13 protein-coding genes are annotated in these 16,438 nt (G+C 38.3%); 10 read left to right on the plus strand and 3 right to left on the minus strand.

Annotated features, from left to right (window positions below; translation table 11 throughout):
• Positions 1-209: 209 nt before the first annotated feature.
• Complete coding sequence (locus LMC10_RS06465) at positions 210-3,320, plus strand: mucin-binding protein (RefSeq protein ID WP_229269267.1); 3,111 nt, start codon at positions 210-212, stop codon at positions 3,318-3,320.
• A 78-nt stretch (positions 3,321-3,398) separates the two neighbouring features.
• On the opposite strand, the gene LMC10_RS06470 is transcribed toward LMC10_RS06465, so the two are convergent.
• A complete protein-coding gene (locus tag LMC10_RS06470) occupies positions 3,399-3,998 on the minus strand; it encodes a hypothetical protein (protein WP_228341818.1) in 600 nt (199 codons plus the stop codon).
• A 193-nt stretch (positions 3,999-4,191) separates the two neighbouring features.
• Here LMC10_RS06470 and LMC10_RS06475 point away from each other — a divergent pair, with 193 nt between their 5' ends.
• From LMC10_RS06475 to LMC10_RS06495, 5 genes are all read left to right on the plus strand, one after another.
• Positions 4,192-5,211 carry a serine hydrolase domain-containing protein gene (locus LMC10_RS06475; protein WP_229269268.1) on the plus strand — a complete coding sequence of 340 codons (1,020 nt, stop codon included), beginning with the start codon at positions 4,192-4,194 and terminating at the stop codon, positions 5,209-5,211.
• A 206-nt stretch (positions 5,212-5,417) separates the two neighbouring features.
• Positions 5,418-6,650, plus strand: a complete 1,233-nt coding sequence (arcA, locus tag LMC10_RS06480) for an arginine deiminase (RefSeq protein ID WP_229269269.1) — start codon at positions 5,418-5,420, stop codon at positions 6,648-6,650.
• A gap of 110 nt (positions 6,651-6,760) precedes the next feature.
• Positions 6,761-7,222 carry an arginine repressor gene (locus LMC10_RS06485; protein WP_003666533.1) on the plus strand — a complete coding sequence of 154 codons (462 nt, stop codon included), beginning with the start codon at positions 6,761-6,763 and terminating at the stop codon, positions 7,220-7,222.
• A gap of 20 nt (positions 7,223-7,242) precedes the next feature.
• Positions 7,243-8,664, plus strand: coding sequence for a basic amino acid/polyamine antiporter (locus LMC10_RS06490; RefSeq protein ID WP_122481888.1), 1,422 nt, complete (start codon positions 7,243-7,245; stop codon positions 8,662-8,664).
• A gap of 48 nt (positions 8,665-8,712) precedes the next feature.
• Entirely contained in the window at positions 8,713-10,119 is a 1,407-nt protein-coding gene (locus LMC10_RS06495; protein ID WP_324294051.1) for an amino acid permease, read from the plus strand.
• Positions 10,120-10,501: 382 nt separating this feature from the next.
• Here LMC10_RS06495 and LMC10_RS06500 read toward each other — a convergent pair whose 3' ends face one another.
• The gene (locus LMC10_RS06500) at positions 10,502-11,209 is read right to left on the minus strand and encodes a type 1 glutamine amidotransferase (protein WP_228341814.1); all 708 of its coding nucleotides are present in this window, start codon (positions 11,207-11,209) and stop codon (positions 10,502-10,504) included.
• Positions 11,209-12,546 carry a Mur ligase family protein gene (locus tag LMC10_RS06505; RefSeq protein ID WP_003667547.1) on the minus strand — a complete coding sequence of 446 codons (1,338 nt, stop codon included), beginning with the start codon at positions 12,544-12,546 and terminating at the stop codon, positions 11,209-11,211. Before LMC10_RS06505 ends, LMC10_RS06500 begins: the two co-directional genes overlap by 1 nt.
• A 229-nt stretch (positions 12,547-12,775) precedes the next feature.
• Between LMC10_RS06505 and LMC10_RS06510 the strand changes: the two genes are divergently transcribed.
• From LMC10_RS06510 to LMC10_RS06525, 4 genes are read left to right on the plus strand one after another with little or no spacing between them, the layout of a single operon-like run.
• On the plus strand, positions 12,776-13,351 hold the full coding sequence (locus LMC10_RS06510) for a thymidine kinase (protein WP_003667548.1): 576 nt from the start codon (positions 12,776-12,778) through the stop codon (positions 13,349-13,351).
• 21 nt (positions 13,352-13,372) lie between these two features.
• A complete protein-coding gene (gene prfA, locus LMC10_RS06515; RefSeq protein ID WP_003676159.1) occupies positions 13,373-14,455 on the plus strand; it encodes a peptide chain release factor 1 in 1,083 nt (360 codons plus the stop codon).
• Positions 14,448-15,314: a peptide chain release factor N(5)-glutamine methyltransferase gene (prmC, locus tag LMC10_RS06520; RefSeq protein WP_019253952.1), complete on the plus strand. Its 867-nt coding sequence runs from the start codon at positions 14,448-14,450 to the stop codon at positions 15,312-15,314. Before prfA ends, prmC begins: the two co-directional genes overlap by 8 nt.
• 5 nt (positions 15,315-15,319) lie before the next feature.
• The gene (locus LMC10_RS06525; RefSeq protein ID WP_229269271.1) at positions 15,320-16,348 is read left to right on the plus strand and encodes an L-threonylcarbamoyladenylate synthase; all 1,029 of its coding nucleotides are present in this window, start codon (positions 15,320-15,322) and stop codon (positions 16,346-16,348) included.
• The last annotated feature ends 90 nt before the right edge of the window (positions 16,349-16,438 follow it).

The following is a 16,438-nucleotide window of genomic DNA, read 5'->3' on the forward strand; positions in this document are numbered from 1 at the left end:
TTTTTCATATGAAAAATTATTCTTTTGTTCTTTTTCTATCATCATTAACGGTGGAAAAATATTGATATATCAAGGATGAAAAGGTGGAAAACATTAAAAAATATATTCCTAAATAATTTATCAGTATTGAAATAAGAATGAAGTATATTATACTCAATACTAAATAATAGTTATCGAATTATAAAAGTCTTTAAGGGGGAGAAAAAAAGATGCTTGATACAGATGAGATCAAAAAAAATGAGGTACTTGGTGTTGAGCTTGCCCCGGTTGAAACTGTTGGCGGACAAGTAAAATTAGGGGAGAAATCTGCTTCAAGCGTTGCTTCACTCAATAGAACACCATTATTGGAAAAAATGCTTAAAGCAGCGCCAAATTTTGCGGCTCAACAACAAAAATTGAACGGTCAAGAACCGGTAATAAAAAACAATCCAGCATTAGGTGAATATCAACTAATCGATGATTTAGGTGGCTTAATGCATGGGACTTACTTACAGGCAACTAATAGTGAAAGCCACGCTAAAGATCGTTCGCTTGTAAGTCGTAATTCAATGAGTGAAACGGCATCATTAGTTAATTATCGCGCAGCTACTGATTTTAGTGGATATGGTCATTTAAAAAATAATACAGAAACTACCAAATCAGTTGAAGTTGTCTATACGTTGCCTACATTTGAAGGAAAACAAGGAACGGCACAAGTTGTACTTGATGGGGCGCGGATTAATGAATTCGACGGTCTTGAATACAAGGATGAAAAGGGAAATGTAATTCCTGGATTTGATATTACCTATAGTTATCAAGGACACGAAGGAGAGTATTCGACGATTGATACTCTTAAGCAGCGTGATGACTTTAGTTGGGAAAAAGTAACAGCGATTATGGTATTTGGTTCTTTATTGCCAAACAGTTCTTACCGTGTTGAATTTCCTTTTAAGATTACAAATCTAGAAGATATTAATACTCAAGAGCAATTTAATTTAAATGAATATGCCTTTTACGATTTAACAGTTAATAAGCATACAACGTCACAATTAAACTTCCGCTTAAGCACGCCTGTTTTTGCCCATGATGCCTATCAAAATGTCCCATTCATGGCACTTAGCCGAACTGAAGACGGTGATGAGGTATTTCCAGAAGATGTTCAAGCGATGATGCCAACTTTGGGTGAAGTACCATATGCAATCAGTAACTTTAACGATGAAGTTTCGTTTGAGATTGATGGGGATAATGTAATGTGGCAAGGCGGTCAATACTTCTTTAAGCAGGCCGCTATTCAAGGTGCGATTCAAGAAAAAGGATTTTCAGTCGATGTTGATAAGACAGGGAGAAAGTTAATGGAGGCCTCTGCCTTTATGGTTCAACCTACTTATCTTGATTTTGAAAGTTTTGGCTTCATTCCTTATGTTGTCATTCATCAACTTCTTATTACTAAATCATTTACGCTTAAGGCAGAGGCAAAAGGTGATTGGAATTCATTTGGCGGGATTGAAAAAGTTTGCGGTCTCTCCTCAACTAATGAGGAACTTCCGGTTAGTCCTGAGCAAACATTTATTGTGGATGATTCTGAATTAGTAGATGCAACTCCTGGTGATTATAATGTCATTATTGGTTATTTCCTTAACGGGAGTGAGGACAATGATATGTTAATCACTTCACCGGCAAAGGTAAGGATGGTTGAAAATAAACAGACAATTAATGTTTACTATGTTGACTTGGTTAATATCCCTGATAAAACCAAAGATGATTTACAACCAAGTGACGGAAAGATTCTCGAAAATCAAACCCAAACTTTTACCGGTCAAGGTGATGAAAATTATCATAACCAACTCTGGGGTGAAGAAAACGGCTTTGAGATTTATGAATACGAAGAAGGTGCTAAATTAGGGACCTATGTTGGTGGACAACCAACTAAAGATTATTATGTTTATCTTATTCATAAAATTGAAAAAATCGATGAAGATCATCAAGTAACACGGACAATCACTTTTAATATGCCAGATGGATCCAAGCAGATCATTAAGCAAACTGGAAAAATTCAGCGTTTTGGAATTACTGATAAAACGACTAATGAAAAAACATGGAGTGATTGGAGTAAAGCTACTCTCCCCGCAGTTACCGCACCCCATGTTCCTGGATATACAGGTAAAAACGTTGACGCTGAACCAATTTCATTAACGTCAAAAGATAGCAATATTAATGTTATCTACCATCCAAAGCAAGTTAGTGTCAAGATTAAATATGTTGATGAAACTGGGGATGTAATTGATGAACAAATCGTTTCTGGGCTTGCTGGCGACTTGATCAGTCATAAGTCAACAGTTGAAACAGACCGTCTTGCTGATGAAGGATACGTGATTGTTGATAATGAATTACCGCAAAATGCTCGTTTAATGGCTGAAGACAGTGATCAAGAAAAAGAATATAAGGTTTTTATTAGTAAACAAGATTTACAGACACAACAAATTACCGTCTTTTATGTTGATGTCCCAGATAATCGATTACCAATTGTCAAGCCTTCTTCTGGGCGGATTATTGATAATCGGACCCAAAGATTAAATGTTGCAGAAGGACAAACATATAGTAATGAACTATGGAATTTTGAAGATGCCGGGTATGAATTGTTTAAGGCTGACAAAGGGGCATTAAAGGGTAAGTACTTTGCTGGTAGTCCAGAACAACAATATTTTGTTTACCTCACTCACCAAACTATTCCCCTAAAGAAGGAACATCACGTAACGCGAACTATTCAGATTACAATGCCTGATAAAACACAACAAGTTGTAACTCAGGAAGCAATTGCTACTCGTTTTGGCGTTCATGATGAAGTGCTTGGTAGTGACATTTGGCAAGAGTGGAGCAAAGGAGTGATCCCTGAATATATTCCAGCACCAATCGCGGGGTATAATGCACCTGCTATTCCAGCTGAACAGGTTGATGAAAATGCGAGCGATCGAAATGAAAAAATCAGTTACACTCCACAACCAGCTAAAATTCTGGTTAAATTTATTGATCAAACTGGTGCAGAATTAACATCCGAGGAACTTACTGGGGTAACCGGTGAAGAATTTAACTACGATCCAACTCCACAAATTAAGTCATTTGAAGATGAGGGATATGTGCTTGATGAGAATAGTTTCCCTGCCGATCATCATTTTGCGGCTGGAGAACAGACCTATACTATTACCTTAAAGAAGTTAGTAGCAGTAACCCCTCATGGCAACAGTGAGACAGAATCAACAATCGAACAAATTAAGTCGAACGATGATGATAAAACTGGAAATAAAAAGGGAATCTTTGCTGCATTTAAAGGCTATTTTAAATAAATGAATTAATAAAGGAGTACAGAAGGAATAAACCGCTAATGGTAAATTCCCTCTGTACTCCTTTTTGCGTTAAAAATATTAATTATCATAATTGCCGGTGATTGGGTTCATTTCATGGATTTGATTTGTAGCGGGGTCATATTGATAGGTACCAGTAAGGTGAGCTACATTTGGATCGCCGCCTTGGTTATTGCGAACTTCAATTTGATAATTATTATTTTGATTATTCTTAGTCATGTAATAATGATTACCATCTTGTTGAACGCCACTTGTCTTGACGAAACTCGTTAGGACTTGTTGATCGGTTTGTGCTGAGGAAGTGGAATTGGTAGTTGCTGATTGGTTGCTAGAACTACTAGTTATGGATGAACTAGGAGCTGTTACCGTTTGATTAGTTGATTTTTCTGAACTGTTAGCTACCTTTGAATTTGCGCTTGTTGAGCTTGTATTTGTTGAAGAAGTGGATTGTACACTAGTAGGTGTAGATGTAGAGGTTTGATCCTTTGCCTTTTCGCTACTAGTGGAGGAGGCCGCCTTTTTGCTTGTTTGTTGACTTACTTTTGTCGCAGAAGTAGATGTCTTTGTTGGAGCTGCTGCGCTATTGGTACACCCAGCTAGTCCAAGGGCTGCTAAAATTACTAATGAACTTGCTAAAACTTTATTTGTCATCTTCATCATTTTAATGACCCCCTCAATCTCTCTTATTTTTATAACATCATTACACTTATATTATACCGCCTTTTGAAATGGTTTTGTAACATTTTTGACTTATTTGTCATAATTGACTGATTTTGTTTAATAAATTTCTGGATATTTTTCCTTTGCCCTATTTACGTTAAAATAAACCTTATTGAGGAAGTGAATTAAAACGATGAATAAATACGATTTAACAATTACTAAATTACACCAAATGGTTAAAGAAGGAGTTGTTCCCGGAGTTAGCTATTTGATTTTTGATCATCAACATACGATTAGGGAAGTAACAGGGATGGCCCAAGTTTATCCCGAGACTGAAATATTAAAACCAGGTATGCTCTATGATGTTGCTTCACTAACGAAAGTGGTAGGAACAGTTCCGGTTATTGCCCAGCTTATTCAGAAAGGAACATTGTCTTTAGATGATCCAATAAAGCAATATTTACCTGAGTTTAACGATGACCGACCAACTATCCGTAACCTGCTTACTCATACTTCGGGGATTGCTGGTTATATTCCACATCGTAATGAGTTGACTGCCTCCGAACTAAAGAATGCTTTTTTGACGAAAATGCATGTGGAAGATAGCTTGAACCGCCAAATCAAATATGCGGATGTAAACTATTTGTATTTAGGATGGATTATTGAACGAATTTATGATCAATCAGTTCAAAATGTTATTACAGAACAGGTTCTCAAACCATTGAATCTGCCAACTGCAACATTTAATCCTACCCCAGCTAATTGCGTGCCAACAGAAGTACAAACAAAACGTGGCTTGATTAGGGGAACAACCCATGATCCTAAAGGGTACATTTTGGGAGCAAGTTGCGGATGTGCTGGCCTTTTTGCATCGTTGAAAGATTTGGAGATTTTTAGTCATGCATTGATTGAAAATAATTTAAATGGTCTTCTTACGCCTAAAATAATTAATTTGCTTTTTAAAGATCAAACACGAATTCCAGGTCCGCATAGCCGTTCACTGGGCTGGAAATTATTTCATGCTAAAGATGGCCACCTTGTGATTAGCCACACTGGATTTACAGGAACCTGGATGGTGTTAGACCGGCAAAATGACCAAGGTTTTGTTGTATTAACCAATCGTGTTCATCCAAGTGCCAAAAACCAAGAATTTTTAGATGCTCGTGACCAACTTTTTGCAATTTATTTAAAAGAAAAAGAAAAAACTTTGTGAAATTTATATTCACTTAATTGAATAAGCGCTTTCACAGAATATGCGTTTTGAGTTCAAAAAATGTATAAAAACTGTCGATAATTTATATTAATAACTTCTTTTTATATAATTCACTAAATATTGATGTGACGGCATTTGACAACGTTTACATAAACTAATATGATGTAGTTGTAGTCAAGTGATACTTCAAAAAGGAGTGATATTGTATGCAAAGTCCAATTCACGTTACATCAGAAATTGGAAAGCTTAAGACAGTTATGTTGCATCGACCAGGTAAGGAAATCGAAAATGTTTATCCCGAAATTCTTCACCGGATGCTTGTAGATGACATTCCATACTTACCGATCGCTCAAGAAGAACATGACCTTTTTGCGCAAACATTACGTGATAATGGCGCAGAAGTCTTGTATCTTGAAGATTTATTAACAGACGCATTGGCTGATGATAATATCAAAGAGGAATTTCTTGAAAGAATCATTGCTGAATCCGGTTATGCTGCTGGAGCAATCCATGATGGCTTAAAGGAATTCTTGCTTAGTTTTAGTACTAAGGACATGGTTGATAAGATTATCGCCGGTGTACGTAAAGATGAAATCAAGACTAAGTATGCTTCGCTTGCCGAACTAGCAGAAGATAAGGATTACCCATTCTATATGGATCCAATGCCAAATGCATACTTTACTCGTGACCAGCAAGCATGTATTGGGGATGGAATTACCATTAACCACATGACATTTAAGGCTCGTCAACGTGAATCTCTCTTTACTGAGTACATCATTAAGCACAATAAGCGTTTTGCTGACAAGGGCGTTGAGGTATGGCGGAACCGTTACCCTGAAGGCCGGATTGAAGGTGGAGACGAATTAGTTCTCAGTGATCATATATTAGCAATTGGTATTTCTCAACGAACATCTGCTAAGGCTATTACAGAATTAGCTGAAAGTCTCTTCGAAAAGTCTGATTATGATACAGTAATTGCAATTCATATTCCTCATAACCACGCAATGATGCACCTTGATACTGTATTTACAATGATTAACTATGATCAATTTACAGTTCATCCAGCAATCTTACGTGATGGTGGACATGTTGATGCATACATTATGCACCCAGGTAACAATGGTGAAATTTCAATTACTCATGAAACAAATCTTAAAGAAATTTTGAAGAAGGCACTTGATAAGCCGGAAATTGATTTGATTCCTACTGGTGGCGGCGATCCAATTATTGCTCCACGTGAACAGTGGAATGACGGTTCTAACACGCTAGCAATTGCCCCTGGTGTAGTTGTAACTTACGATCGGAACTATGTCTCAAACGATTTGCTGCGTAAGCATGGTATTCTCGTTCACGAGGTCCGTTCAAGCGAACTATCACGGGGTCGTGGTGGTCCACGGTGCATGTCATGTCCAATTGTTCGTGAAGATCTCAAGAAATAAATAAGATAGTAAAAGCAGCAAATTTATCTGAGTAATCTAGAAAGGGTATAATTTTGCTGCTTTTTCTTGTATCATTTTAGTGTAATCAACATGATAAGAAGGGAACACGAATGGATCGAAAGGCAAGAAGAAAATATATTGAACAAGTGGTTAATGATCGTAAAATTGAAACGCAAGAAGAATTGCTTAAGTTGTTAACTGAGGCGGGTTTCGAGACGACACAAGCAACAATTTCAAGAGATATTCATGCGTTGAATATCGTTAAAGCAAATGATGGCGATGGTCATACCCATTATGTTCAACTTCATGTGACACCCGAACATAATTTTGAACGATTATATCAAGGAATTCATGATAATGTGCGGACAATTGAAACCGTTCAATTTATGAACGTGATCAAAACTGCACTAAATTCTAGTTATGCGACGATTTTGGCTGGAATGTTTGATGAACTTGATATTCCGGAAGTTGTGGGTACACTTGCTGGAAACGACACCTTGATTATCATTAGTAAAGATAATGATGATGCTAAAATGGTTTATGATTTAATCATTCAACACATGCATTCATAAACTGCATAGGAGGGATATTTATGGATGAACAAAAGAAAGGTATCGGTAGAGGCGAATTGATCGCCTTAATTGTAAGTTCATGTATCGGTACCGGAATATTTGGTATTACTAGTGATGTAGCGGCGGCAGCAGCGCCAGGTCCTGCACTATTGGCCTGGATCTTTGTTGGAATTGGCTTTTTAATGCTGGTTCTCTCGCTAAACAATTTATCTGAAAAGCGACCAGATCTTACTTCAGGGATTTTCTCATATGCTGGTGCCGGTTTTGGACCATTAGGTGAATTTATTTCTGGATGGTCCTACTGGTTGTCCGCATGGCTGGGAAACATTGCTTTTGCCACTATGTTGATGAGCTCAATCGGAACGTTCTTTCCAACATTTAAAGGTGGTCAAAATTTACCATCGATTATTATTGCCATCATCTTCTGTTGGCTATTGACAATCTTAGTTAACAATGGTGTTGAAAGTGCTTCTTTTGTTAACATGATTGGAACAATCTGCAAGGTCTTACCATTAGTTATCTTTATTATTATGATGGTTGTTTGCTTCAAGGCCGGAATGTTTACAGCAGATTTCTGGGGACGTGTTGCCAATAATGCTTCTCGTGGTACCACAACTGGTTCTGTCTGGGAACAAATGAAAGGTACCCTAATGACATTAATTTGGGTATTTATCGGTGTTGAAGGTGCTTCTGTTATGGCAAGTCGGGCTAAGTCGCTTACAGCCGCTCGTGAAGCTTCTCTTATTAGTTTTGGCCTCTTAGTGATTATCTATGTATTAATTTCAATTTTGCCTTATGGTGCATTAACTCGGGCAGAATTAGCTGGAATGGGTCAACCAGCTATCGGTCATGTTCTTCAAGCAACAGTTGGTAGTTGGGGTTCAATTTTGATTAATGTTGGTTTGATTATTTCAACAATTGTTTCCTGGCTTTCTTGGACAATGCTTCCAGCCGAAACAACAATGTTAGTTGCTGATGATAAGGCAATGCCAAAAATCTGGGGAAAGGTTAATGCTAAAAAAGCACCAACTGCTTCCTTGATGATTACAGCGGTATTGCAAACAATCTTCTTGTTCTCATTGCTTTTCACTGATAAAGCCTATGAATTCGCATATTCATTATGTAGTGCAGCAATTTTATTCTCATACTTATTTGTTGGACTTTACCAAATGAAATACAGTTCTGCACACCAAGAATGGGGACAGTTTACAATTGGTTTGCTCTCTGCTGCATTCATGTTCGCATGTATGTTCCTTGCTGGATGGCAAGAAGTATTACTAGTTTCAATTAGTTTTATTCCTGGATTCTACATTTACTACTTAGCATGTAAAGAAAATGATCGTAAAGTTACAACTGCTGAAAAGTGGACAATGGCGTTGATCTTAATCTTAAGTATCATTGCAATTTGGCTTGTTGCTAATGGAACTATTGCCATTGGCTAGGTAAATAATGTATAATTATTCCACATTTTAAGAATATTTATAAGTGAGGTGATTAAGGTGAAGGAAAAGAAATTAAATCTCTTCCTCTTAATCACCTTAATTGTAGGAACGATTATTGGTGGTGGGATTTTTAATAGTCCGACCGATTTAATTTTGAAAGCAAATCCAATGGCTGCATTAATTGCCTGGCTAATTGGTGGCTTCGGAATTTTGATGTTAGTATTAGTCTTTTATAAGCTTTCTGTTATCAAGCCGGAGATGAACGGTGGAATTTATACTTATGCAAAGGAAGGCTTTGGCAACTATATTGGTTTTAATTCCTTTTGGGGATATTGGATGGGAGCAGTCTTTGGCAACATTGCCTTTATCTCGCTTTTTTTCAAGACCTTAAATAGTATGCTTGGGACGCATCAACTTTCGCCGTTAATGTGTTTTATCGGAGGTTCGATTATTCTGTGGGGATACACTGCGATTACATGGTTTGGTGTTCGTGAGGCAAGTATCCTCAATGCCGTTATTACGATTATTAAGATCTTACCGCTTTTATTAGTTGTTATTGTTGGTGTTTTTGCATTTCAGCCACATATTTTTAATGCTCCTGATTGGACAAGCATTCTTGCCGTTAATCAAACGCATGTCCCATTTAAAGACCAGATTAGTGGTGCGATGAGTACTATTGTGTGGTGCTTTGTTGGGATTGAAGCAGCTGTTTCAATGTCACGTCGGGCAAAGCAGCCACGTGATGTAGGATTAGCAACGATTATTAGCTTTGTAATTGTATTGGTCCTCTATATTTCAATCTCTATTATTCCAATGGGGATTCTACCAGCTAAAGAACTTAGCCAGACTTCAGTTCCACTGGCAGCAGCGCTTAGTCATACAGCATTAGGAATAGTGGGCAGTCTTATTATTAAAATTGGCTTACTGATTTCTCTATTAGGAGCATTATTGAGTTGGTTTATGATTGGACCAGAAATTGCATACGTAACCAGTTATGATCGGGATATGCCGCGAGCATTTAAACTTGTTAACCGCCATGGTGTTCCTGGTTTTGCACTAATTGTATATACAATTATTATGCAAGTATGCTTACTCGTTTTACTGCTTCCGCAACTTCAAATGGCCTACACAATTGCCTATACTTTGGCTGCGACAATGACACTAGTTGCTTACTTGCTCTCTGCGTTATATGGGTTGAAGCTAGCAATTAGCGAAAAAATGGGCCTTGGCTTTAAGATTATTGCTACGTTAGCTTCCATTTATTCCGTCTATATGTTAGTTGCTTCGGGACTTGAATATGTATTTGCGAGTGCGATTATTTTTGCCCTAGGAATACCGTTATTTGTCGGGTCTCCTAATAAGATGAGTAAGAAAGAAAAGTGGTTAGCAACAATTATTGCCTTAGCAGCCGTGATTGCGCTTATGCTGATTATTACTGGAAAGATTAATTTTTAAAATATAAAAGGGATGAGGTTAGAAGGAATTTTTACTTTCCTTCAATCTCATCCCTTTTTGTGTTCTAATCTTCGCTGGTCATCTTACTTTTCATGTTATCCATTCGCCAGACGACATAGGTTTCAATCAATGTGATTAGGCTTACCCATAAAATCGTGAAATTCGATGAAGTAAGAAATAGTAAGATGATTAGGATCCAAGATATCCAGTTCCAACGACGCTCCAGACGGATAACTTTGGCAAAGCGAGGTGGAATTCTAGTTGGGTTTTGGATGGCTAGTGCTTGTAGTTGGGAGAAAAGACGGACTTCCCAAAAACTTTCCAGCAAAAAAATAATGGTAAATACAAATGTTATGGTTTGATTCACTGTTTGTCACCTTAATTAAAATGTAGGTTTAATTTTTAGGGCTTTTTGACTGCTTAAGTCGGCATCGGGGTATTTATGCTCAAGAGCTGCTAAAAGAATCTTTTTAGCAATCTCACCATTTCTTGTAAGAATGGGACCGTGGAAATAAGAGCAATAAGTGTTTTTATAGATTGCTCCCTCGGTATGATCTTCACCGTTATTTCCATTACCAGAAACTACTTTACCAAGCGGGCGCTCACCTTTTCCTAAGAATGTGCGGCCGTTGTGATTTTCAAAACCATGGTACTCTTGATTGCTTTCTTCATTTTTGATGGTAATATCCCCAATGAACCGGTGATTGTCTTGACTTAAAGTATAGTGATCAAGAATTCCAAGTCCCGGAATCTTCTCGCCATCAGCACCAATATAGTAGTGACCAAGAAGCTGGTATCCTCCACAAATAGCAAGAAGCGGTTTGCCATCGTTAATAAATTGGTCAATCCCCGCTTTTTTGTTTGGAAGATCTTTGGAAACGACAAGTTGTTCGTAATCTTGACCACCACCAAAAAGAGCTAAGTCAAAATCTTGCGGATTAAAGTCGTTGTCGATACTAATGACTTTGACATCAATATCGGCATCCATCTGTTTAGCGTAATATTGAAGGGCAATAATATTACCGACATCACTGTAAGTATTTAATAAATCGCCGTAAAGGTGGGCGAGGTGTAAGTGATATTTTGCCATTAGTCCATTCCTCCTTTGATATAGCCTTTTTCTGCTAGTTGTTTCCGTAATTGCAGAACAGCTGTATAGGTTGCCAGAATATAGACATGTTCAGTAGGCATTTCCTTGATCTTATCAATTACCTGGGTAAGGTCTGGTTCATGCCACATATCTTTTACTCCAGCCATTGTTAATCTGGTGGTAATATCTTTATAGCGTTCTCCCCCAGTCATGTATTGCGGAATTTGATGCTGAGTAAGTTTTTCAAAGTCACCGTCCCAGATCCAGCTGGTGTCAATGCCATCAGCATAGTTAGCGTTTAGTAAGAAAGCAAAACTAAATGGCTTGTCATCTGTCTCAATCATATCTAAAACCTGATTAAGGCCAACTGGATTTTTAACTAAGATCAAAGTAACCTGTTTTCCGTCGATATTAATAACTTCTTGCCGACCAAATACTCGTTCGTCTGATTCAAAAGCATCTTTAATTTGTGCTTGGCTCACTCCGAGAAAACGGCCAAGCGAGTATGCGGCAAGAGCATTATAAATATTGTATAGACCACCAATTCCGATGGTGTATTTTTGACCATCAATTTCAAAAGTTGAATGTGTTGGGGTAAGCTTATCAATTTTGGTAACAGCGTACGTTAATTCTGGTCGATGGAAACCACAATTTGGACAGAAGTAGTTCCCTAAACCTGCATAAGTCCGCATTCGATACTTTAGAATGTGTTGACATTTAGGGCAAAGAAGCCCATCAGTGTTAGCTGGGGCGTTAAATGGCTCTTTTTCTTCGTGGTTGAAGCCATAATAGATGATTGGATTAGGCAAGTCCTTACTGTTAAAGAGCTGTTCATCCCCGTTAGCAATGATGGTTGCTTTTGGTGCTAATTTAACCCCCTTTAAGATCTTGTTATAAGTGGTGTAAATTTCACCGTAACGATCCATTTGATCACGGAAAATGTTGGTGAAGACAAAGGCAATTGGTGTGATGTATTTACATACTTTAACTACATTTGCTTCATCGACTTCGAGGACGGCCAGCCCTTTTTTCTTTGGACGGGGGGCCGTAATAAAGGTAGTTACGATTCCTTGCTCCATGTTGGAACCAGTCGGATTAGTAAGAACCTGGTCATACTTTTCCCGTAAAACTCGTACGCTTAATGCGGTAGTTAATGTTTTTCCATTGGTCCCTGTTACAATAACAAGGTCGTACTTTTTGCTAAAGGCTTGGAGAATATTTGGATCAAGCTTTAAGGTTAGTTTTCCTGGAAGGGAACTTCCTCCGTTCATAAAAGTATGGAGAAACCAATAGCTTGACCGCCCGGCAAATTCGGCAAATGAACTTCGAACTGTCATGAATATATGTATTCCTTTCGTGTCAATTGTAAGTGATACAATAGTGATGATTAAAATTACCGTTTAATTCTAAACTTTACGATAACAAAAAGAAAGTTATTAAACTGAAATTATTATAAGATTAAAGTTATTCAATGTAAAAAACTCTTTCCTAATGTAGAAGTATTTAAATGACACAAATTTTTGGATATAATGAAGAGTACTATGCAAACAAAAAGGGGCAATTGTAGTGGCACAACTATTCTTTAAATATGGCGCGATGAATTCTGGTAAGTCAATCGATATTTTGAAGGTTGCTCATAACTATGAAGAACAAGGGAAGCCGGTCGTCTTAATGACGAGCGGCGTTGATGATCGTTCTGGTCGAGGCATCATTGCTAGTCGGATTGGCTTAGAGCGTAAGGTAAAACCAATTATGGATGACACCAATATTTACGATTACGTTAATAAGATGGACCGTAAGATATATTGTGTATTGATCGATGAAGCACAGTTTTTAAAGAAAGAGCATGTCTTACAATTAATCAAAATTGTTGATGAGCTAAATATTCCGGTAATGGCTTTTGGACTAAAGAATGACTTTCGGAATGAATTATTTGAAGGTTCAAAATATTTACTGATTTATGCTGACAAAATTGAAGAGATGAAAACAATTTGTTGGTTCTGCCCTCACAAAGCTACGATGAATTTACGGATTCATAATGGCAAGCCAGTATATGAGGGAGAACAAGTCCAGATAGGGGGAAATGAATCATATTATCCAGTATGCCGGAAGCACTATTTTCATCCCCAATTAAAACAATAGGAGGAATAACCAAGAATGGAAATGGAAGAAATTTTCGATAAGCTTCAAGCGGTTGCTGATCGTTACGATGAACTAAATGAATTGATCAGTGATCCAGAAGTAATTGCCGACTCACAACGTTTTATGAAGCTTTCAAAAGAAGAAGGAAGCTTACGTGAAACGGTTGAAAAATATAATCAATATAAAAAAGTCACCCAAACGATTAGTGATGATGAAGAACTATTACGTGAAACGAATGATGATGACTTAACCGCCTTAACTAAGGAAGAGTTAGCAGAAGCACGAGAAGAACAAGCACAGTTAGAAAAAGAGCTTGAAGTCCTACTAATTCCGAAAGACCCTAATGATGATAAAAATATTATCATGGAAATCCGTGGAGCTGCTGGAGGAGACGAAGCAAGCCTCTTTGCTGCTGACCTTTATAACATGTACCTTCGCTATGCTGAAAAGCAAGGCTGGAAAGTAGAAGTTGTGGATCGAAATGAAACTGAAGTCGGTGGCTTTAAGGAAATTGCCTTAATGATTACTGGGGATAAAGTTTATTCTAAGCTTAAGTTTGAAAACGGTGCGCATCGTGTTCAACGGGTCCCTGTTACTGAATCTGCTGGACGTGTCCATACGTCAACTGCGACGGTTGGGGTAATGCCAGAAGCTGAAGACGTAGATGTGGACATTGATCCAAAAGATATCCGGGTTGATGTTTACCGTTCAAGCGGTGCCGGTGGTCAGCACGTTAACAAGACTTCATCAGCTGTTCGAATGACCCACTTGCCAACAGGGATTGTTGTTGCAATGCAAGATGAACGTTCACAACAGCAAAACCGAGCTAAGGCAATGCGGATTTTGAAGTCACGGGTTTATGATTATTACCAACAACAAGAACAAAGCGCCTATGATCAAAAGCGGAAAGACGCAATTGGGACAGGTGATCGTTCAGAACGGATTCGTACTTACAACTACCCACAAAACCGGGTAACAGATCACCGAATTGGGTTAACATTAAACAAGCTTGATAAGATTATGGCTGGTGACCTCGATGAAATTATTGAAGCATTGATTGTTGCTGACCAAACGCAAAAGTTGGAGCAATTACGGAATGAGTAGTTTCGTACCGACCAACTATTTTATGGCTCAGCGATGGGCAAAAGAACAATTGCAAGGAACAGATATTGATCCAAGTGCCCCCCAGTTTTTACTTCAGCAATCACATGGTTGGGATGCGACTCACTTACTTTTACATAATCGTGATGAGATGCCGGCTGACGAAGTAGACTGGTGGAAGGATGCCATAACAAGATTGCTTAATCATGAGCCTGCTCAATATATTGTTGGGCAGGCCCCATTTTATGGACGAACTTTTAAGGTTAATAAAAATGTTTTGATTCCAGAAGCTGAGACAGCAGAGTTAATCGATTGGGTATTGCAAGAAATGCCATCTCGCCCATTGAAGGTCCTTGATTTAGGAACGGGGAGTGGAGTGATAGGCATTACTCTTGCACTTGAACGGCCAAATTGGCATGTAAGTTTAAGTGATATCTCACCCGCTGCACTTGCTGTTGCTCAGGAAAATATGGCTAAGTTTAACCTGGAGTTGCCGTTAATTAAAAGCGATTTATTTGAAAATATTGATCAGCAATATGATTTAATTGTGACTAATCCGCCTTATATTGACCCGGACGATACTGGTGAAATTGATCAAGCAGTCCTTGAAAACGAACCAGCCTTAGCCCTATTTGCTAATGAACGTGGGTTAGGATTCTATCATCGCTTATTTAAGCAAGCAGGGCAATACCTAACTACGACTGGTCAAATATTTGGCGAAACTGGTTATGATCAAGAGGAGTCAATTCAAGAATTACTACATCAAACCGATGAACACGCACAGATATGCCCACGACATGATGTGGCAGGAAAAATGAGGATGATACACGCATGGGATTTTTCAAACGCAGGAGGAAGATAGTAAGAATGGATACGAAGATTTTTCGACATGGTGAGATTGCCCAAGCAGCAGCTGCGATTAAGCGCGGTGAATTAGTGGCTTTTCCAACCGAAACTGTTTACGGGTTAGGGGCTGATGCAACCAATGAAAAAGCCGTTAAGAATGTTTATTTAGCAAAAGGGCGACCAAGTGATAATCCATTGATTGTTCATGTTAACTCCATCGCAATGGTTGAAAAGTATGCTGCCGAGATTCCTGATAATGCCCGAAAGTTGATGGATGCATTTTGGCCTGGTTCTTTAACCATTATTTTGAAGATCAAGAAGGGCGCGCTTTCAAAAACTGTCACAGGTGGTTTGAAAACTGTCGCCTTTCGTTACCCCGACTGTCAACCAACCCTTGATTTAATTGAAGAAGCTGGCGTTCCGATGGTGGGACCATCTGCTAATACTTCTGGGAAACCGAGCCCGACTACTGCCCAACACGTTTATCATGACTTGCATGGTAAGATCTCTGGAATTGTGGATAATGGTCCGACACGGGTAGGAGTTGAATCCACTGTCCTTGATATGTCAACAGCCCACCCTGTAATTTTACGTCCTGGTGCTGTTACGAAGAAGGACATTGAAAAAGTGATTGGATCCATTGACCTTAATCATCATAAAGTAGGCAAAAATGAAACTCCTAAAGCACCCGGAATGAAATACAAGCATTATGCACCTAAGGCCCAAGTATATATTGTTGATGAAGATACTGATTGGGATAAAGTTGTTGAATGGATACGACAACAGCCATTTGATGTTGGGATGATGGCTGAAGAAAAGGTCCTCCAACAAGAAGTATTGCCGATGAACGCTATTCAATTTTCATTAGGAAAGAATGTTCAAGATGCCAGTGCTCGTCTATTTGATGGCTTACGGCAATTTGATGATCAGCCTAATGTTAAAGTGATTGTCACTCAAGCATTTCCAGCTCATGATTTAGGGGGCGCATACATGAATCGGTTAAATAAGTCTGCTGGTGGTATGCACTTTGATAGTAATGCGGTAAAATAATAAGGGAACATAGTGGAAGAGGTACCACTCCCTAATTAAAATCTCAATAAAATAATAAAGAGACTGAGTAGCTTCCCAGCCTCTTTATTT

This window comes from Limosilactobacillus reuteri subsp. simiae, from assembly GCF_020784875.1.
Lineage (GTDB): Bacteria > Bacillota > Bacilli > Lactobacillales > Lactobacillaceae > Limosilactobacillus > Limosilactobacillus reuteri_H.